Origin of the sequence: Micromonospora sp. WMMD735 (genome assembly GCF_049178995.1) — a bacterium.
Lineage (GTDB): Bacteria > Actinomycetota > Actinomycetes > Mycobacteriales > Micromonosporaceae > Micromonospora > Micromonospora wenchangensis.
In genome coordinates this window covers 4,285,343-4,303,947 of record NZ_JBMHMJ010000002.1, presented here as the reverse complement: position 1 = coordinate 4,303,947, position 18,605 = coordinate 4,285,343, and the positions used below count along the sequence as shown (strand labels likewise).

The 18,605-nt window shown below is 75.5% G+C and carries 15 protein-coding genes and 1 pseudogene; 9 read left to right on the top strand and 7 right to left on the bottom strand.

Annotated features, from left to right (window positions below):
• Positions 1-72: 72 nt before the first annotated feature.
• Positions 73-1,272, top strand: coding sequence for a hypothetical protein (locus ACN268_RS18435; RefSeq protein WP_421484268.1), 1,200 nt, complete (start codon positions 73-75; stop codon positions 1,270-1,272).
• 64 nt (positions 1,273-1,336) lie between these two features.
• On the opposite strand, the gene ACN268_RS18430 is transcribed toward ACN268_RS18435, so the two are convergent.
• Positions 1,337-1,753 carry a helix-turn-helix domain-containing protein gene (locus ACN268_RS18430; protein ID WP_421484266.1) on the bottom strand — a complete coding sequence of 139 codons (417 nt, stop codon included), beginning with the start codon at positions 1,751-1,753 and terminating at the stop codon, positions 1,337-1,339.
• A gap of 241 nt (positions 1,754-1,994) precedes the next feature.
• On the opposite strand from ACN268_RS18430, the gene ACN268_RS18425 reads away from it, so the two are divergent.
• Positions 1,995-2,420, top strand: coding sequence for a hypothetical protein (locus tag ACN268_RS18425; RefSeq protein ID WP_421484265.1), 426 nt, complete (start codon positions 1,995-1,997; stop codon positions 2,418-2,420).
• Positions 2,421-2,427: 7 nt separating this feature from the next.
• Here the strand turns inward: ACN268_RS18425 and ACN268_RS18420 are convergent, their stop codons facing one another.
• The 4 genes from ACN268_RS18420 to ACN268_RS18405 all read right to left on the bottom strand — a co-directional run bounded on the left by ACN268_RS18420 (position 2,428) and on the right by ACN268_RS18405 (position 6,796).
• Positions 2,428-3,618, bottom strand: a complete 1,191-nt coding sequence (locus tag ACN268_RS18420; protein WP_421484263.1) for a class I SAM-dependent methyltransferase — start codon at positions 3,616-3,618, stop codon at positions 2,428-2,430.
• A 230-nt stretch (positions 3,619-3,848) separates the two neighbouring features.
• Complete coding sequence (locus ACN268_RS18415; RefSeq protein ID WP_421484261.1) at positions 3,849-5,570, bottom strand: DEAD/DEAH box helicase; 1,722 nt, start codon at positions 5,568-5,570, stop codon at positions 3,849-3,851.
• Between the two features lie 294 nt (positions 5,571-5,864).
• On the bottom strand, positions 5,865-6,092 hold the full coding sequence (locus ACN268_RS18410) for a DUF3107 domain-containing protein (RefSeq protein WP_088644741.1): 228 nt from the start codon (positions 6,090-6,092) through the stop codon (positions 5,865-5,867).
• Positions 6,093-6,157: 65 nt separating this feature from the next.
• On the bottom strand, positions 6,158-6,796 hold the full coding sequence (locus ACN268_RS18405) for a TetR/AcrR family transcriptional regulator (protein WP_091242199.1): 639 nt from the start codon (positions 6,794-6,796) through the stop codon (positions 6,158-6,160).
• A gap of 149 nt (positions 6,797-6,945) precedes the next feature.
• Here ACN268_RS18405 and ACN268_RS18400 point away from each other — a divergent pair, with 149 nt between their 5' ends.
• From ACN268_RS18400 to ACN268_RS18375, 6 genes and pseudogenes are all read left to right on the top strand, one after another.
• Positions 6,946-10,179: a hypothetical protein gene (locus ACN268_RS18400; RefSeq protein WP_421484259.1), complete on the top strand. Its 3,234-nt coding sequence runs from the start codon at positions 6,946-6,948 to the stop codon at positions 10,177-10,179.
• A gap of 46 nt (positions 10,180-10,225) precedes the next feature.
• Positions 10,226-11,263 carry an alpha/beta fold hydrolase gene (locus tag ACN268_RS18395; RefSeq protein ID WP_421484257.1) on the top strand — a complete coding sequence of 346 codons (1,038 nt, stop codon included), beginning with the start codon at positions 10,226-10,228 and terminating at the stop codon, positions 11,261-11,263.
• A 5-nt stretch (positions 11,264-11,268) separates the two neighbouring features.
• Positions 11,269-12,330, top strand: a complete 1,062-nt coding sequence (locus ACN268_RS18390) for a DUF3152 domain-containing protein (RefSeq protein WP_421484255.1) — start codon at positions 11,269-11,271, stop codon at positions 12,328-12,330.
• A gap of 123 nt (positions 12,331-12,453) precedes the next feature.
• Positions 12,454-13,455 (top strand): DUF3152 domain-containing protein, encoded by a 1,002-nt coding sequence (locus ACN268_RS18385; RefSeq protein ID WP_421484253.1) that lies wholly within the window; start codon positions 12,454-12,456, stop codon positions 13,453-13,455.
• Positions 13,456-13,566: 111 nt separating this feature from the next.
• Entirely contained in the window at positions 13,567-14,748 is a 1,182-nt protein-coding gene (moeZ, locus tag ACN268_RS18380; protein ID WP_204924813.1) for an adenylyltransferase/sulfurtransferase MoeZ, read from the top strand.
• A 90-nt stretch (positions 14,749-14,838) separates the two neighbouring features.
• Positions 14,839-15,660, top strand: a pseudogene (locus ACN268_RS18375) (hypothetical protein); the annotation flags it as partial.
• Positions 15,661-15,826: 166 nt separating this feature from the next.
• Here ACN268_RS18375 and ACN268_RS18370 read toward each other — a convergent pair.
• Entirely contained in the window at positions 15,827-17,068 is a 1,242-nt protein-coding gene (locus ACN268_RS18370; RefSeq protein ID WP_421484252.1) for a glutamate-5-semialdehyde dehydrogenase, read from the bottom strand.
• Positions 17,069-17,117: 49 nt separating this feature from the next.
• Entirely contained in the window at positions 17,118-18,275 is a 1,158-nt protein-coding gene (proB, locus tag ACN268_RS18365; protein WP_421484250.1) for a glutamate 5-kinase, read from the bottom strand.
• 13 nt (positions 18,276-18,288) lie between these two features.
• On the opposite strand from proB, the gene ACN268_RS18360 reads away from it, so the two are divergent.
• A complete protein-coding gene (locus ACN268_RS18360) occupies positions 18,289-18,603 on the top strand; it encodes an MGMT family protein (protein WP_421405865.1) in 315 nt (104 codons plus the stop codon).
• The last annotated feature ends 2 nt before the right edge of the window (positions 18,604-18,605 follow it).

The following is an 18,605-nucleotide window of genomic DNA, read 5'->3' as shown; positions in this document are numbered from 1 at the left end:
CCGTGATGCGACCGCCGCCACGGTGTCCGGCCGTCGCCCCGGTGCCGGCGGGGTCGACGGTACGGTGGGCGGATGGCCGACCAGCGATCCGTCACCCGGCCCGCCGGCCCGGCAGGCCACGGCGGCCCGACCCCCGACCAGGACACCCGGGCGGGCCGGCCGGGCCGGGGTGCCGACGCGGGCACCGCGCGACCGACGGACCAGCAGGACCGGGGCGGCGACGCAGGGGTCGCGCAGCCGGCGGATCAGCAGGACCGAGGTAGCGCGCAGCCGGCGGACCAGCAGGAATCGGGCGGCGCGGAACCCGGCGGATGGACCCTGTCAGGCGGCACCACGGCGCGGGACGGGGCGTCGACGATGGGGCCGGACCGGGCCACGCTGCGGCTGGCGCTGGTGGTGGGCGGCCTGGTGCTGGCCGTCCTGCTCGGCTTCGGGCTCGGCCGGGTCAACGGGCGGCCGACCGACCGTACGGCGGCGACCGCCGCGACCGCCGCCGGGGACCACACGCACGCTCCGGGCACCGGGGCGCACCAGCACGACGGCACCGGCGGGGACTCCTCCGGTGATGCGGCCAGCGGCCTGTCCGTCAGCTCCGGCGGTTACACGCTCGTCCCGTCGGGCGGGGAGTTCACCGCCGGGCGGGCCGGTGAACTGCGGTTCCAGATCCGCGACGCGCAGCGCCGGCCGGTCACCCGGTTCGCGGTCGTGCACGACAAGCCGATGCACCTGGTGGTGGTACGCCGCGACCTCACCGGATTCCAGCACCTGCACCCGACGATGGCCGCCGACGGCACCTGGTCGATCCCGCTGACCCTGCCGCAGCCGGGCGTCTGGCGGGCGTACACGGATTTCACGGCGGTCGCCGACGACGGCCGGCAGACCCCGGCGACGCTGGGCGTGGACCTGGTCGCCCCGGGGGAGTACGCGCCCCGCCCGCTGCCCGCCCCGGCCACCCGGGCGGCCGTCGACGGGTTCACCGTCGACTACGAGGGCACCCCGCAGGTGGGCGCCGCCGTGCCGCTGCGGTTCACGGTCCGGGACCCGGCGGGACGCCCCGCCGCCCTGGAGCGCTACCTCGGCGCGTACGGGCATCTGGTCGCCCTCCGCGAGGGGGACCTGGGCTACCTGCACGTGCACCCGGGCCCGGGGCCGGCCACCGACACGGTGACGTTCTGGCTGACCGCGCCCGGACCCGGCAGCTACCGGATGTACCTGGACTTCCAGGTGGCGGGTGTGGTGCGCACCGCCGAGTTCACCCTGACCGTGCCCTGAGACCGGTGGCCCGGGGCGGGTGGGACCCGGCGTGGCCCGGATCTACCGGGGGACGGCGCGGCGGTCAGCCGGCGCGCCGGACCGGGCGGTGGGCCAGGTAGCGCAGCAGGTCGCGGATGTGGTGCTTCTCCTCGGCGGGCACGGCCGGATCGGCCAGCCGGTCGAGGATCACCCGGACGTCCGCCTCCACCGGTCCGTCGTCGGCGCGGCGGCGGGGGGTGGGCCCGGAGTCGGGCAGGCCGAGCGCCCGGAAGGCCGCCGCGACCGGCAGGTCGAGGGCGGCGCAGAAACCGCGCACCTTGGCCAGTTCGGGGTAGTCCTGCCAGTCACCGGCGAGCCAGCGGAACACGGTGGACCGACCGACACCGGTGTGGGCAGCGAGGTCGCTCACCGTCCAACCCCGCTCGTCACGGGCGTCGTCGATGGCCCGTCGCACGAAGCGGGCGAACGCCATCTGGGGTGAAACCTCTGTCGAACCCATGCCTGGAGATCGTCCTCTTCGGGTGGGAGCCGGGGTGTCCGGTGCGCCCTCCGAGGGTAGTACGACGACGGTCCGGTGCAATTCCCCGTACCGGTCCTCCGACCGCCCGTACGACGTCCATCCGGGGTGACGGCGCAGGTCGTGGCCGGTTTCGGCACCGGTCGTGACACAGCGTCAGTTGCCGTAGGTCAATCGAACCCGGCGGGTCCGTCCACCCGCCGCGCACCCGGTGAGGAGCAGCATGGCCGAGTCCGACCGTCCGGTGCCGCACCGCCCGGGTGCGGTCAGCCTCTTCTTCGTCGTCAAGGCGGCCGTGTTCGCCCTGGGTTTCTGGAGCTGGCTGCTGGTGCTGGTGGTCACCGGTGCCGCGGTGACCGGGGCGCACGTGCTGGCCGCCGCCGGCGCCGTCACCACCACCCTGGTGGGGGTGCTGCTCGGCGTCCGGCTGGCCCTGCAACGCAGCGCCGCCGTCCGGCACGCCGAACTCAAACGGCTCCTGGTCGACATCTCCTGGAACGCGTTCGCCGCCGCCGGCAACGCCGAGCTGTCCGGCACCGTGGTGCCGTTCCCCACCGCGCCCGGCGACGACGAGCGGGGGCCGCGTCAGCGGATCTCCTCGATCGTCGACCGGGGGCCGGGGGAGCGCCCCGGCGGCCGGCGGCGCTGAACCCGCCTCAGCGCGGCGCGCTGACCGCGCCACCGTCCCGCAGGGCGTCCCCGTCCGGGTCGGCCAGCAGCGTGGCCAGGCGCGGGGTCACCTGCCACTGGTCGACCAGTTGCCGGTACTCGGCCGTCTGCGGGTCGCCGCCGCCGGTGCCGGTCCGGCGGGCCCGGATCAGCAGGTTCCGGGGGGTGTGCCGGGAGTCGACGAACTCGACCACCTCGGCCCGGTAGCCGTGCGACCGCAGCAGGCCGGCCCGCAGCGCGTCGGTGAGCACGTCGGCGAAGCGTTCCCGCAGGATGCCCTGCCGGGTCAGCAGCTCGTACGGTGCCGGGGCCGGCCGGGCGCGCAGCTGCGCCGCGAGGTCGTGGTGGCAGCACGGCGCGGCGAGGACCCACCGCGCGTTCCAGCGCACCGCGCGGGCCAGCGCCTCGTCGGTGGCGGTGTCGCAGGCGTGCAGGGCGAGCACCAGGTCGGGGGCGGGCTCCACCACCGCGTCGGCGATCGTGCCGGCCACGAAGGTGACCCGGTCGGCCCAACCGAGGCGTCCGGCCAGCTCGCTGTTGCGTTGCCGTTGGTCCTCCCGGACGTCCACCCCGACCAGTTCCACGTCGAGCCCGCGGGCGGTCAGGTAGCGGTAGGCGGCGAAGGTCAGGTAGGCGTTGCCGCAGCCCAGGTCGACCACGCGCAGCCGCCCGGTGAGATCGTCGGGCAGGGTGGCGGCCAGCGCCCGCAGGAAGGCGTCCACCTGCCGGCGTTTGGCGGCGTTGCCGCCGATCTCGGCGAAGATCGGGTCACCCGGGTCGAGCAGGTACTCCTTGGCCCGGTCGTGGCCGTCCGCCGGTGCGGCCGGCCGGCTGGCCGTCGCCCGGTGCACCTGCGCCTCGCCGGACTTGGTCACCCGGAGCTGGAGGGTCGCCCCGGCGGTCTCCACGTGCCAGTTGCCGAAGGGCTCGGCGAGCAGCGCGTCGACCGCCGCGCCGGCCTCCGCGCCCGGTGCCACGTTCCGGGTGTACGGCCGTGCGCCGTCGGACGTGGAGATCTGCAACCGGGGGCCGGCCTTGAGGGCGACCGGGCGGAGTTCGGCCCGTACCACCGAGGGGCGCTGCCCCCGGCGTCGGCCGGCGGCGACGGCACGGGTCAGGGCGGGGTCGAGCAGCAACGCCCGGACCTCGGTCAGGGCGGCGTCCAACGGTTCCGGCATGGTTCCATCATCCTTTCCACCCCGGCGGCTGCCGCTCCCGGCCCGCCCCGGCTGGGACGCCGGCCACCGGTGTATGCCGCCTCCGGGCGTGCTCCGGCAGGGGCGTGGGGCCCGGCAGGGGCGCGGGACCCCGGTAGGGCGTGGGGCCGCCGGGGCGACGTGTCCACCGGCGCAGACGGGACATCCCCCGGACCGTCGGACGGCCGGGGGATGTCGTCGGTGCTGTCGGGTCAGTCGGCGGTGGCCTCGGCCGGCGCGTCCGCGCCGGAGCCGCCCCCACCGCGCCGCCGACGGCGGCGACGCGGCCGGCCCGGCTCACCCTCGGTGGCCGACCCGGCGGCGGCGACGGCGGGCTCGCCGGTCGGGCCGGCGGCGGTGTCGGTGGACCCGCCGGTGGTCACCGTGGTCGACTCGCCCCCGACCACCTCGCCGGCCCGGCGACGACGCCGGCTGCGGGGGGTACGGGTGCCCTCCTCGGCGGCCTCCACGGGCGTTCCGGTGGCGTCCGGCGCGTCGGAGTCGGGGCGGGCCCGACGCCGGTCACCGCGTCCGCCGCCCCGCCCGCTGCTCTCGCCGCGTCCCCGGCTCTCGCCGCGCCGGCCACCCCGGCCACCGCTCTCGCCCCGGCGGGGCCGCCCGCCCAGGTCCTCCTCGACCTCGGCGGAGAGCCCGGCGCGGGTCCGCTCGGCGGTCGGCAGGGTGCCGGTCATCTCGGGTGAGATGTCCAGGTCGGTGTAGAGGTGCGGGGAGGTGTGGTAGGTCTCCGGCGGCTCGGGCATGTCGAGGCCGAGCGTCTTGTCGATGATCCGCCACCGGGGCATGTCGTCCCAGTCGACGAAGGTGACCGCGACCCCGGTCGCCCCGGCCCGGCCGGTACGACCGATCCGGTGGGTGTAGGTGTCCTGGTCCTCGGGGCAGTCGTAGTTGATGACGTGGGTGACGCCGCTGACGTCGATGCCCCGGGCGGCCACGTCGGTGGCGACCAGGGTGTCGATCTTGCCGGCCCGGAACGCGCGTAGCGCCCGTTCCCGCGCGCCCTGGCCCAGGTCGCCGTGCACCGCGGCCACCGCGAAGCCCCGGAAGTCGAGGTCCTCGGCGACCCGGTCGGCGGCCCGCTTGGTCCGGGTGAAGATCATGGTCAGCCCGCGCCCCTCGGCCTGGAGGATCCGCGCCACGATCTCGATCTTGTTCATCGAGTGGGTGCGGTACGCCAGCTGCTGGGTCTGCGGGGACGGGCCGGTCTCGGCGGTGTGCCCGGCGTGGATCGTCACCGGCCGGCGCAGGAACCGCCGGGAGAGGGTGACGATCGGGTCCGGCATGGTCGCCGAGAAGAGCATGGTCTGCCGGTCCTCCGGCAGCATCGCCAGGATCTTCTCGACGTCGTCGAGGAAGCCCAGGTCGAGCATCCGGTCGGCCTCGTCGAGCACCAGCGCGCGGACCCGGTCCAGCCGCAGGTGCTTCTGCTTCTGCAGGTCCATCAGCCGGCCCGGGGTGCCGACCAGGATCTCCACGCCCTTGCGCAGCGCGTCGATCTGCGGCTCGTACGCCACCCCGCCGTAGATCGGCAGCACCCGGACGCCCCGGGTACGGCCGGCGGCGGCGAGGTCCTTGGCGACCTGGATGCCCAGCTCGCGGGTGGGTACGACGACCAGGGCCTGCGGCACGCCGTCGCTGCCCTCGGCCGGGGCGAAGACCCGCTCCAGCAGCGGGACGCCGAAACCGAGGGTCTTGCCGGTGCCGGTGGGGGCCTGGCCGATCAGGTCGGTGCCGCGCAGGGCGATCGGCAGCGCGTACTCCTGGATCGCGAAGGCGCGGGTGATGCCCGCCGCGGCCAGGGCCTCGACGGTCTCGGGCCGCGCGCCGAGTGCGGCGAACGTGGGGGCCTCCGGGCGTACCGGGGCGGTGGGGGCCAGTTCCTGGCCCTCCAGTTGGTCGAGAATCTGTTCGCTCATCTGGATCTGGGGGTGCCCTCTCGTGGTGCGCCCCGTGGTGTCCTCAGGGCGCGGTCGGTATGGCGTGGGCCGCGCGATCGACGGCGGAGAATCGCCGTGTCAGACCGGGCCGCACGCGCGCCGTGAGCGGGACTTCGATCAGATCGGCGCCCACGGCAACTACCTCATCCTACCCGAGCGGGTGGGTACACGCCCCTGACCTGGATGGCCGGCTTTTCGGCAGGGGTGAAAAATGTGACCCGCGTCACCGGGTCGCCCTGCGGCGGGCAGCACCCGCCGCAGGGTCGGACCGGTTCAGCGAACGGTGAAACCGACCGCGCGGGCGGACGCCTCGGCGATCTCGACGTAGGCGACCTTGGTGACCGGCACGATGACCCGTCGACCCTTCTCGTCGGTCAGGGAGAGCGTCCCCTCCGCCTTGGCGAAGGCGTCGGTCACGATCTGCTCGATCTCGGCCGGCGACTGCGCGCTCTCCAGAACCAGCTCGCGCGGCGCGTACTGCACGCCGATCTTGACCTCCACTGTGCCTCCTCAGGTGGGCGAGATAGCCGCCGATCGGAAGGCTATCCGATCTCGGGGCCGGATGTTCAGGCCGACTCACCCTGGAGCGGGAAGCTCGCGATGCCCCGCCACGACAGGGCCGCGACCAGCGCCTCCGCCTCGGCCTTCGGCACCTGCCGGCCACCGGCCAGCCAGAACTGGGCGGCGGTCTCGGCCGCACCGACCAGGCCGGAGGCGAGCAGCTCGGCGTGCGCCCGGCTGACCCCGGTGTCCGAGATGATGGTGTCGGTGATCGCCGCGATGCAGCCCTGCTCCACCCGCTCGACCCGCTGCCGCACGGCCGGGTCGTTGCGCAGGTCGGATTCGAAGACGAGCCGGAACGCCTCGCTCTCGTGGTCGACGAAGTCGAAGTACGCCCGCACCGACGCGCCGACCCGCTCCTTGTTGTCGTTGGTGCCGCGCATCGCGTCGTGCACCTTGGCGACGATGGCGTCACAGTGCGTGTCGAGCAGCGCCAGATACAGATCCATCTTTCCCGGGAAGTGCTGGTACAGCACCGGCTTGGAAACCCCGGCCCGCTCGGCGATGTCGTCCATGGCGGCGGCGTGGTACCCCTGCGCCACGAACACCTCCTGAGCCGCCGCGAGTAGCTGCTTACGGCGTGCCGAACGGGGCAGCCGGGTGGGCCGGCCGGCAGTCTGCGCACCGTTCCCCACAGCGGTCATGGGAACCTCCGAGTTTCGTCATTCCAGCCGGCACTTTTACCCCGTACCGGTCAGGGCACTCACCCCGGCCCCGGAATTGGCCCGCCGCTGTAACTTATCGCCACTGTCACCACACGGTAGCCTCAGCGGGGGCGACCAAGGAGCGCGCGGTGAGTGAAACAGGGCAACCCGGTGCCGCCACCCCGGGAGAGCACGGCGACGGGACGGGTCAGCAGGACGACCTGGCCCGTTCCGCCAGTGGGTGGGCACCTGCGACCGGGTGGTCCGGCGGCGGCGACGCCCCGGGTTACCGGGAGGCCGGGTCGCCGTGGAACCGACCCGACCCCGCCGGGGGTTGGGGCGGCCAGCCGGCGCGGCACGGTGATCTACCTGCGCCGTTCGTCACCCCGCCGGCCGAGGAGGAGGCACCCCGCAACGGTCGGGCCCACCGCAATGGTCACGACTCGGCACCGGATTTCCCGGCCCCGCTGCGTCGCCCGGTGAGCGCCCCGCCCGGCGGGCCGGGTCACCCCGGGGTCGATCCCCGGGTCACCGACGGTGACCGGCTGGTCGTGCCGGCCCCCCGGCCGACGTCCCCGACCGGGCCGCCCGACCCGGAGGCCGCCCGGCACGCCTCCGACGACCCCGCCGCACCCCGGCCGGTCCACCGGCCCGCAGGCGACCTGCCCACCTCGGCCCCACCCGCGGTGCAGGTCCCCCCGGTGGGCACCGCAGCCTCCGGCTTCGAGGTGCCCCCCGGCTTCCACGCCCCCGAGCGGGGCGGGGCCGGTTCCGCCCCGGGCGAGGACCCCCGCGACCGCTTCGCCGGGCCGGTCGGGCAACGCGGGACCGACCGCCCCGAACCCACCGCCGGCACCGGGCCGCCCGGGACGGACCCCCGGGGCGTCGGTGCGCGCGGTGCCGAGCGCCGGGGCGGGGAACCGACGCCCGGCGAGCGCCGGGCGACCGCCGGGCCGGACGAGCCGGACTGGTCCGGACCGAGTTGGAACCGGCCGAGCTGGGGCGGGACCTGGGCACCCTCCTGGTCGCGGGACGAGGAACCCCCCGCCGGCCGACGGACCCGTGCCGAACGCGCGGCGGAATGGTCGGCCGAGGCCGCCCGCCCGTACGAGCCGGTGCGTGCCGAGCCGGCCCGCCCGTACGAGCCGGTGCGTGCCGAGCCCGCCCGGCCGTACGAGCCGGTGCGCTCCGAGGTGCCCCGCCCGTACGAGCTGACCCGCACCGAACCGGTCACCCCGCCGGCCCTGCCGGAGCCCGCCGTGGAGCGGCCCGGTCGGGAACGGCCGGCCGCCGAGCGGGTCGCCCCGGGGCGTCCCGGTGTCGACGATCCCGAGCGCGCCTGGTCCGGGCACACCGGGGAACACCCCCTGCCGAACCGGGACGAGCGCGCCGACCGGCCGGAACGGCACGAACCCACCGACCGCTCCGAGCGCGACCGGCCCGGTCCGGACTGGTCCGAGCGGGGCACCCGACCGGAGCGGGACTGGGTCGACCCCGCCGGGCGGGACTGGTCCGAGCGGTCCGGGCGGGACTGGGTCGACCGCTCCGAGCGGGACTGGGCCGAGCCGGCCGGGCGGACCTACGCCGAGCCGGCCGGGCGGACCTACGCCGAGCCGGCCGGGCGGACCTGGTCCGCTCCCGGCGAGCGGGACCGGTCGCCGGTCGAGCCGCCCGCGCCGCAACGGTTGCACCCCGCCGACCGGCCCGGCTGGTCGACGGGGGGAGCCGCCGAGGCACCCCCCGTACCCCGGGACGTGCCGGCCGGGCCGCCGTCCCCGCCCCGGGACGAGCCCGCCGGTCGGGACGAGCCGGGTGCCGTGCCACCCCCGACCCGCGACGAGCCCACCGGCCTGCGCGAGGAACGGGCCGCCACGCTGCCCGCCGCCGTCCGCGCCGACCAGCCGTTCCGGCTGCCGCGCGACGAACCGTCGCCCCGGCCGGCGACCCCCCCGGCCGTCCGCGCCGACCAGCCGTTCCGACTCCGGTCGGTGCCGACCGAGCCGGCCGCCCCCACCGACCTGCCCGGCCACCCGCCGGAGCCCGCCCCCACCGCCGGTGCCCCCGCCACGAGCGGGCCACGCCGCCTGGACCAGATCCCCGCAGCGCCCGCCCCGACGAGCGCGCCCCCCTACGCGGCCCGCCGATCCGCGCCCGACCCGCTGACCACGACCGAGCCGGTGGTGGACGGACGGAGACCGGACCGGGGCACGGCGGTGCTGCCGCAGCGCGTCCCCGCCGAACCGGACGTGCCCGTCGTGCCGGAGCCGCCAGCCGTGGAGCCCCCCGCCGAGACCCCGGAACTCGCCCGGATCGCCACCCACCTGCGCCGCGACGACGAGCCCGCGCCGCTGCGGGAACGCCCCGAGGGCTTCGACGTCAACGCGATCCTGGATGCCGTACGTGAGGTGGCCGGGGTCCGTGACGCGGCGCTGCGACGTACCCCGGCCGGGGCGCACAGCCTGCGGCTCGACCTGTCCGACGGGGCCGACCCGGCTGAGGTGAGCCGGATGGTGGCCCGCCTGCTCCAGGAGCGGATGGGTCTCGCCGCCGCACCGCAGAGTCTGTCCGGTGAGCCGAGCGCCGCGGTGCCGCCGCCGATGCGCCGCCGTACCGGTGAACCCCGCGTCGTCGAGCCGACCGCCGGACTGCCGACCCCGGCGGCCGAGCGGCCGGCCGGTGATCCGGCCCGGCCGGCGACGGAACCACCGGCGGCCGGGGCGCGCACCGACGCGGCGACCGGCGGCCCGGCGCGGGACGCCGAGGACCCGCCGGCCGAGCAGTCACCGACGGTGTCCGGGGTGCCGCGGCGACGCCGGCAGTCGACCCCGCACCGGGGACGGGCCAGCGTGGAGGAGACCCTCCCGGGTGGGCTGCCGCCCACCGGCAGCCCGGCGACGCTCAACGCGTCGTACTCGGGCGGGCAGATGACCACGACGGAGACCGCGCCTTCGCGACCGCTGGACACCGGCGGCGTACCGGGGCCCCGGGTGGTCATCGACCACGTCCAGGTGAGCACCTTCGGCCTGGACGCCAACGTCGAGGTACGCCTGCTCACCGCCGGTGAGCCGGCCTCCGGGCACGCCACCGGCCCGGCCGTGGACGGGTACGTCCTGCGGCTGTGCGCGGTGGCCGCCGCGGCGGCGGTCGACGAGTTGCTGCGGCACGCCGAGCGCACCGCCGAACGGGGGCGGTGCTTCGTCGAGCACGCGGCCGTGGTGCCGTTCGGTAACTGCGAGGTGGCGACCGTGGTGGTGCTGCTGGTCTGCGACGGCTGGGTGGAGCAGTTGGCCGGGTCGGCGTTGGTCTCCGGTGACCCGCGCCAGGCGGTGGTGCGGGCGACCCTGGCGGCGGTCAACCGTCGCCTGGAGGCGTTGCTCGCCTGACCCGTCACATTGTCGGTACGGGGCCGGAACGGGAACACTTGCCGGTATGAAACGCGCCGCCCTCTGGCCCGAGGAGCACCTGCCCCCGCACCGGCTGCCCCCGCCCTGGCCCGGCCGGCCGGTACGCCTCGACGGCACGGTCACCTACGTGCGGGACACCCCGGCCACCGGCCCGGACGCGGAACCGGCGCTGTACGTGCACGGGCTGGGTGGTTCGTCGCAGAACTGGACGGACCTCGCCGGCCTGCTCGCCGACCGGCTCGACGGGCAGGCGATCGACCTGCCGGGCTTCGGGCGCAGCGAGCCGGGGCTGCGGTACACGATCCCGGCCTTCGCCGACCGGGTGGTGCGCTGGATCGAGCACTCCGGGCGGGGCCCGGTGCACCTGTTCGGCAACTCGCTGGGCGGCGCGGTCTCGGTGTACGTCGCCGGTCGCCGGCCGGACCTGGTGCGTACCCTGACGCTGATCTCCCCGGCGCTGCCGTTCCTGAACTTCGGCCGCTCGTTGCAGGGGCGGATGCTGCCGCTGCTGGCCATCCCGCGCGGCGAGCGGCTGGCCGCCTGGCGGCTCGCCCAGCTCGCCCCGGAGGTGATGGCCCAGCAGGCGATGGAGGCGTGCGTGGCCGACCTGAGCCGGATCAGCGAGCAGCGCCGGCAGGAGGCGTTGGAGGAGATCCGGGTCCGCTACGAGGCACCCCACTACGCCGCCGCGTACGTCCGCACCTTCCGGGGGCTGGTCGCCAGTTTCCTGCGGTCGTACCTGCCGGGGCCGGAGTCGCTGTGGCGGATCGCCGCCGGCATCGCAGCGCCGACGCTGGTGGTCGGGGGGATGAAGGACCGGCTGGTGGACGTCCGGGTGGCCCCGCAGACCGCCCGCGTCATCCCGGACAGCCGGCTGATGATGCTGGCCGGTGTCGGGCACGTGGCCCAGTTGGAGGTGCCGCGTACGGTGGCCCGCGCCGTGCTGCACCTGCTCGCCGAGTCGACGCCGGGCCCGTCGCCGCAACGTCCCGTGACCCTGTCCGGTGATGACGCGCCGGGGTCCGGCGATGACGGAAGGTGGCGTCCCGGCGTGGCATCCTGAGCCGGATGTCTGCGCTCCCCTCCCGTGGCCCGCGTCCGATCCGGCTCCCGCGGCCGGCGTCCGGCACCGTCCGGTGGCGTCCGACGGTGCTGGTGCTCCTGCTGCTGGTGGTGACCTCCGGCGGGCTGGCCGTCACCACCCCGCCGCCGGCTGCCGGCCGGCCGCTCGCCGGTCCGGCGGTGACGCCGGGCGGCCCGACGAGCGCCACTCGCGCACCGGGTCCGTCCGGTCCGCCCGGCGTACGCGCGTCCGGTGTCGTCGTCGGACCGTCCGGCCCCGCCGGATTCTTCGGTGCCGCCGGTTCGTTCGGTGCCACCGGTTCGTTCGGTGACGGCGGATCGTTCGGTGGTGGCGGGCCGGTCGTGGGGGCCGGGCCGGTGGGTGCGTCGGGCGGGGTCGGGGCGGTCCCGCCGGCGTCGGCGTCGGCCGGTGCCGTGGTCCCGGCGGCGACCGTGCCGCCGTTGGCGCTGTCCGGTCCGGTGCCGGTGACCGGCCGGGGCACCTTCCGCTACGACGACCGGGCCGGGTCGACGCTCGGCCGCTCGGGCGGCCTGCGGCGCTACCGGGTGGCGGTGGAGGACGGCTCCGGCGAGGACGTCCGGGCCTTCTCCGACCAGGTGCAGGCGGCCCTGGCCGGGCCGGGGAGCTGGGTGGACGGCGGCCGGTTGCGGCTGCGCCGGGTGCCGGGGGACGCGCCGGCCGACTTCACGGTGCTGCTGGCGACCCGCAGCACGGCGGGGCGGCTGTGCCGGGCCGGGGGGGTGGACATCCGGGTCGGTGGTGTGCCGTACACGTCGTGCCGCGCGCCGGGGAAGGTCATCATCAACCTGGACCGGTGGCGGACGTCGGTGCCGCACTTCGTCCGGGCAGGGGTGCCCCTGCCGGTCTACCGGACGTACGTGGTGAACCACGAGGTGGGCCACCAGTTGGGGCACCGCCACGAGGGGTGTCCGGGGGCGGGCCGGCCGGCGCCGGTGATGCAGCAGCAGTCGCTGTTCCTGCGGGGGTGCACGGCGAACCCGTGGCCGTACCGTAACGGCCGTCGGTACGCCGGCCCGGCGCTCTGAACTCCCGGCGGGGGTGCCCGGGCCGGATGCCGGCCGTCGGACGGTCGACGGAGAAGTGAAACATATTCTCGTAGTTTGCGGCAATAGCGGGTTTATGCCCGATTAGTCTGCCATGCTGGCCAGGTGAGCACCGAGTCCGCCGAGCGCCCGGAGCCGCCGGCCGCCGGCCGGCCCGACCCGCGCCACACCGACCCGTACCGGGCCGACCCGCGTCACGCCGGGCCGCACCCGGCCGAACCGCGCACCATCGAGGCGTACCCGCGTCACGTCGAGCCGTACCGGGCCCGGCCGCGTCACGTCGACCCGCGCTCGGCGTGGCGGCACGGCGAGCCGGGTGTCGGACCGCGCCGCAGCCGCCGGATGCGCCGTCGGCGACGGCGGGCCGTCCTGCTCGGCCTGGCCCTGCTCGGCGCGGGGGTGGGCGGGTTCGTCACCCTGCAACCGGAGCGCGGCCCGGGCAGCCCCGAGCAGGTCGCCGGTCGGGTGGCCGACGGGGCCGGCGGTGGTCGGCTGCCCGACGGGGTACGCGCGGAGCGGACCACCGTCGCCTATCCGCGCAGCGGACCCGGCCGCTTCACCGCCGCCGAGGGCCGCTCCGAGGTGTACGGCTTCGACGGCCCGCTGCACCGCTACCGGATCGAGGTGGAGCAGGACACCGGGCAGGACGTGGCCGCGTTCGCCGCCGCCGTCGACGCCACGCTCGGCGACCCGAACAGCTGGATCCGCTCCGGCGAGCTGCGCCTGCAGCGGGTGCCGGAGATCGCCGCCGCCGACTTCACCATCTATCTCGCCACCCCCGCCACCTCCGAGCGGATGTGCGCCGAGGGTGGGCTGGACACCGAGGGCTACACCTCCTGCCGGCTGCCCGGTCGGGTGGTCATCAACCTGGCCCGCTGGATGGAGGCGGTGCCGGACTACGGCGCACCCCTGGCGGTCTACCGGACGTACGTGGTGAACCACGAGGTGGGGCACGAACTCGGCGAGGAACACCAGGCATGCCCCGGCCACGGTGAGCCGGCTCCGGTGATGCAGCAGCAGACGTACGGGCTGGACGGCTGCGTGGCGAACGCCTGGCCGTACGTCGACGGCTCGCTCTACTCCGGCGATCTCGTACCCGGCAGTTGAGATATTCCCGCTCCCGCATGTCGGACGGGGTGTCACTGCTCATGGCCGAAGGGTGGTCGTCCGAGCAACAATGGCTCGGTTCGCCATCTGCCGATCACCGGGGAGTCCACCGTGTCGTTGCCCCCGCTCGTCGAACCCGCCGCCGAGCTGACCGTTGACGAGATCCGTCGCTACTCCCGTCACCTGATCATCCCCGATGTGGGGGTCGAGGGGCAGAAGCGGTTGAAGAACGCCCGGGTGCTCTGTGTGGGTGCCGGTGGGCTCGGTTCGCCGGCCCTGATGTACCTGGCCGCCGCCGGGGTCGGGACGCTCGGCATCATCGACTTCGACACCGTCGACGAGTCCAACCTGCAGCGCCAGATCATCCACGGCGTCTCCGACATCGGCCGGTCCAAGGCCGAGTCCGCCGCCGCGTCGATCCGTGAGATCAACCCGCTGGTCCAGGTGGAGATCCACAACACCGCCCTGGACCGGGAGAACGTCCGGGAGATCTTCGCCCAGTACGACCTGATCGTCGACGGCACCGACAACTTCGCCACCCGCTACATGGTCAACGACGCGGCGGTGCTGCTCGGCAAGCCGTACGTCTGGGGGTCGATCTACCGGTTCGACGGCCAGGCGTCGGTGTTCTGGGCCGAGCACGGCCCCTGCTACCGCTGCCTCTACCCGGAGCCCCCGCCGCCCGGCATGGTGCCGTCCTGCGCCGAGGGTGGCGTGCTCGGCGTGCTCTGCGCGTCGATCGGGTCGATCCAGGTCAACGAGGCGATCAAGCTGCTCGCCGGGATCGGTGAGCCGCTGGTCGGCCGGCTGATGGTCTACGACGCCCTGGAGATGAGCTACCGCAAGATCAAGGTCCGGAAGGACCCGAACTGCGTGCTCTGCGGGGAGAACCCCACGGTCACCGACCTGCTGGAGGACTACGAGGACTTCTGCGGCGCGGTCTCCGAGGCGGCCCAGGAGGCGATCGTCGACGCGACCATCACCGCCACCGAGCTCAAGGAGTGGCAGGACGCCGGCAAGGACATCTTCCTGGTCGACGTCCGGGAGCCCGCCGAGTACGAGATCGTCCGGATTCCCGGCTCCACCCTGATCCCCAAGGGTGAGATCATCTCGGGCGAGGCGCTGGCCAAGCTCCCCCAGGACAAGCAGGTCGTGCTGCACTGCAAGTCCGGGGTCCGCTCCGCCGAGGCGCTCGCCGCGCTCAAGGCGGCCGGGTTCCGCGACGCGGTGCACGTCCAGGGCGGGGTGCTCTCCTGGATCAAGCAGATCGATCCCTCGCTGCCGGCGTACTGACCTGGGCCCGGAGCCGGGGGCGGTGCCGAACCGTCCCCGGCCCCGACCGATTCCCCGAGGCGGGATCGCGTTCGCGCCGGTAGCGTCAGCATTGTGGTGGACTTGGATGCCGCGGTCGGCTTCGTCGTGGCGCACGGCGACGCGGTGGATCGCGCCCGGCTGTCCCGGTTACGCACCGGTGCGCCCGTACCCTCCGACCTGCTCGACGCGGCCGAGGTCGGGCAGACCCCCGACGGCGGCTGGCCGGCCCTGCTCGGCGGTGACGTGCCGTCCATCGACGCCACCTGTTTCCGCCTCGCCGAGTTGGACGACCTCGGCGCGCTCGGCCGGCCGGCGGCCCGGCACGCCCTGGACTGGCTGGCCGCCCGGCAACTGCCCGACGGCGGCTGGGACGAGGACCCGAGGCTGGCCGGCAGCGCCCCCGAATGGGCCACCCCGGGCGACCCGGAGGCCCGGCTCTACCTCTCGGCCAACGCCGCGTTCTGGCTCAGCGTGGCCGGTCGGGACGCCCGCGCCGCCGGCCCGCTCGACCACCGCGTCGGCGGCGCGTACGCCGGGGTGGTGCAGGCGGCGGCGCAGGCCCTGGCCGGTCAGCTCGCTCCGGACGGCAGTTGGCCGTCGTTCCTGGCCGCCGGCTGGTTGAGCGCGGCCGTGCTGCACCGCCAGCAGCTCTACTACGAGTCGGCCCGGATCCAGGCGGTGCTGGCCGAACGCATTCCGAAGCTCTCCCCGGCCGACGTGGCCGCCCTGGCCGCCACGCTGCGCCGGGTCGAGGTGGGCGAGGAGCAGTGGGTGCTGGTGTCGGCCCGCCGACGGCTCGCCGAGACCCAACGCAGCGACGGCGGTTGGGACAGCGACGACGGCCACCAGTTCGACGTGCACACCACGCTCACCGCGATCCGCGCCTGCCGTCCGATCGGCCCGGTCCCCCCGCCCGGCTCCCCGGGCGCCCCGACGGGCTCGCCGGTGACGCCACCCGGCTCACCTGTCGTGCGCCGGGCCCGGCCGGTCCCGCCGACCGACGACGAGCCCGTCACCTGGTGACCCCGGCCCCGGGCGTGGCCCGGGGCGGGTTGGCTCAGCGCAGGTGGCCGTCGCCGGTCACCACGTACTTGGTGGAGGTCAGCTCGGGTAGCCCCATCGGGCCCCGGGCGTGCAGCTTCTGGGTGGAGATGCCGATCTCCGCACCGAAGCCGAACTCGCCGCCGTCGGTGAACCGGGTGGAGGCGTTGATCATCACCGCCGCCGCATCCACCCGGGCCACGAACTCCCGGGCGGCGGCCTGCGAGTCGGTGACGATCGCCTCGGTGTGCCCGGTGCCGTAGCGGCGGATGTGCGCGACCGCCGCGTCGAGCGAGTCGACCACGGCGACGGAGATGTCGGCCGACAGATACTCGGTGGCGAAGTCCTCGTCGGTGGCGGCCACCACGGCGGGGGAGTACGCGGCGACCTCGGGCGAGCCGTGCACGGTCACCCCGGCCTCGGCGAACGCGGCCAGCACCGCCGGCAGGAACGCGTCGGCGACGTCGGCGTGCACCAGCAACGACTCGGCGGTGTTGCAGGTGGAGAGGCGCTGGGTCTTGGCGTTCAGGGCGATCGCCACCGCCTTGGCCGGGTCGGCGGCGGCGTCCACGTAGACGTGGCAGTTGCCCACCCCGGTCTCGATCACCGGCACCGTCGACTCCTCAACCACGGTGCGGATCAGCGACGCGCCGCCGCGCGGGATCAGCACGTCGACCAGGCCCCGGGCCCGCATCAGCTCCTTGACCGAATCGCGGGAGGCGGCGTCGAGCAACTGCACCGCGTCGGCCGGCAGGCCCGCCCCGGCCACCGCGTCGCGCAGCACCGCCACCAGCGCCGCGTTGGAGTGCGCGGCCGAGGACGACCCGCGCAGCAGCGCCGCGTTGCCGGATTTCAGGCAGATGCCGGCCGCGTCCACCGTCACGTTCGGCCGGGCCTCGTAGATGATCCCGACCACCCCGAACGGCACCCGCACCTGCCGCAGCTCCAGCCCGTTGGGCAGGGTCGAACCCCGGACCACCTCGCCCACCGGGTCGGGCAGCGCGGCCATCTGGCGCAGCGCGTCGGCGATGCCGGCCACCCGTGGCGCGTCGAGGGCGAGCCGGTCCAGCACGGCCGCGCTCAGCCCGGCCTCCCGCCCGGCCGCCAGGTCCGCCGCGTTCGCGGTGAGGATCTCCGGCGTACGCGTCACCAGCGCGTCGGCCATCGCGTGCAGCGCGGCATCCTTGACCGTACGGGTGGCCACGGCGAGGGCCTCCGCCGCGTCCCGGGCCCGCCGGGCCTGCTCGACGACGCTCATTGCGTACTCCTTCGGATCTTCCGGAAGCGCCCGCGTGGGACGCCTGAGGTCACAGCAGCACCAGGTCGTCGCGGTGGACGACCTCACGTTCGTACGCCGGGCCGAGCGCCGCGGCGAGTTCGGAGGTGGAGCGGCCGAGCAGGCCGGGCAGCTCCACCGCGTCGTAGTTGACCAGGCCCCGGGCCACCGACGCCCCGTCGACGTCGACCAGGTCCACCGGGTCCCCGGCGGTGAAGGTGCCGTCCACGGCGGTGATCCCGGCCGGCAGCAGCGACTTGCGCCGGCCCACCACGGCCTGCACCGCGCCCGGGTCCAGGTGCAGCCGGCCCCGGGGGGCGGTGGCGTGCGCCAGCCAGAACAGCCGGGCCGCCGGGCGTCGCCGGGCCGGGTGGAAGAAGGTGCCCACCGGTTCCCCGGCCAGCGCGTCGCCGGCCAGCGGGGCGGCGGTCAGCACCACCGGGATACCGAAGCCGGTGGCGATCCGGGCCGCCTCGACCTTGGTGACCATGCCGCCGGTGCCGACGCCGGCCCGGCCGGCCCCGCCGATGTCGACGCCGGCCAGGTCGGCCTCGCCGCGTACCTCGGTGATCCGGGTGCTGCCGGGCCGGGCCGGGTTGCCGGTCCAGAGCGCGTCGACGTCGGAGAGCAGCACCAGCAGGTCGGCGTCGACCAGGGCGGCGACCAGGGCGGCCAGCCGGTCGTTGTCGCCGAACCGGATCTCCTCGGTGGCGACGGTGTCGTTCTCGTTGACGATCGGCACCGCCCGCAGGTCGAGCAGCTTGCGCAGGGTCCGGTACGCGTTGCGGTAGTGCGCCCGTCGGGTCACGTCGTCGACGGTGAGCAGGACCTGCCCGACGGTGAGCCGGTGCCTGGCGAAGCCGGCCGCGTACCTGCCGATCAGCAGGCCCTGGCCGACGCTGGCGGCGGCCTGCTGGGTGGCCAGGTCGCGCGGGCGGCGGGAGAGCCCGAGCGGGGCGAGCCCGGCGGCGATCGCACCGGAGGAGACCAGCACCACCTCGCGGCCGGCGGCGGCGAGTGCGCCGAGCGCGTCGACCAGGGTGTCGACCCGGGCGTCGTCCAGGCCGCCGGTCGCGGTGGTCAGCGAGGACGAACCGATCTTGACGACGATCCGTCGGGCCTGGGTGACTGCTTCGCGCACCCGCCCATTCTGCGCGGTCGGTGCCGGCGGACCCCGTCGCGTTCCCATATCCTGGCCGGTCGTGACGCCTGAGGAGTACGTGGAGGCGGTGCTCGCGCTGGTCGAGCGGATTCCGCCGGGCCGGGTGATGTCCTACGGGGCGATCGCCGACGCGTTGGCCGAGCGCTCCGGGCGGGCCTCGGCCCGACTGGTCGGCGCGATCATGGCCCGGCACGGTGGCGGTGTGCCCTGGTACCGGGTGGTGAACGCGGCGGGCCGGCTGCCACCCGGGCACGAGGTGCGGGCGCGGGCCCTGCTGCGGGCCGAGGGCTGCCCGCTGCGCGGGGCCGGGGTGGATCTGGATGCCGCCAAATGGTGGCCGGATGAGGGGCGGTGACC

Bases quoted from the DNA above. Each gene is read 5' to 3' on its own strand.
- ACN268_RS18435 (WP_421484268.1), top strand. From the start codon at position 73: ATGGCCGACCAGCGATCCGTCACCCGGCCCGCCGGCCCGGCAGGCCAC.
- ACN268_RS18430 (WP_421484266.1), bottom strand. From the start codon at position 1,753: ATGGGTTCGACAGAGGTTTCACCCCAGATGGCGTTCGCCCGCTTCGTG.
- ACN268_RS18425 (WP_421484265.1), top strand. From the start codon at position 1,995: ATGGCCGAGTCCGACCGTCCGGTGCCGCACCGCCCGGGTGCGGTCAGC.
- ACN268_RS18420 (WP_421484263.1), bottom strand. From the start codon at position 3,618: ATGCCGGAACCGTTGGACGCCGCCCTGACCGAGGTCCGGGCGTTGCTG.
- ACN268_RS18415 (WP_421484261.1), bottom strand. From the start codon at position 5,570: ATGAGCGAACAGATTCTCGACCAACTGGAGGGCCAGGAACTGGCCCCC.
- ACN268_RS18405 (WP_091242199.1), bottom strand. From the start codon at position 6,796: ATGACCGCTGTGGGGAACGGTGCGCAGACTGCCGGCCGGCCCACCCGG.
- ACN268_RS18395 (WP_421484257.1), top strand. From the start codon at position 10,226: ATGAAACGCGCCGCCCTCTGGCCCGAGGAGCACCTGCCCCCGCACCGG.
- ACN268_RS18390 (WP_421484255.1), top strand. From the start codon at position 11,269: ATGTCTGCGCTCCCCTCCCGTGGCCCGCGTCCGATCCGGCTCCCGCGG.
- ACN268_RS18370 (WP_421484252.1), bottom strand. From the start codon at position 17,068: ATGAGCGTCGTCGAGCAGGCCCGGCGGGCCCGGGACGCGGCGGAGGCC.
- proB (WP_421484250.1), bottom strand. From the start codon at position 18,275: ATGGGAACGCGACGGGGTCCGCCGGCACCGACCGCGCAGAATGGGCGG.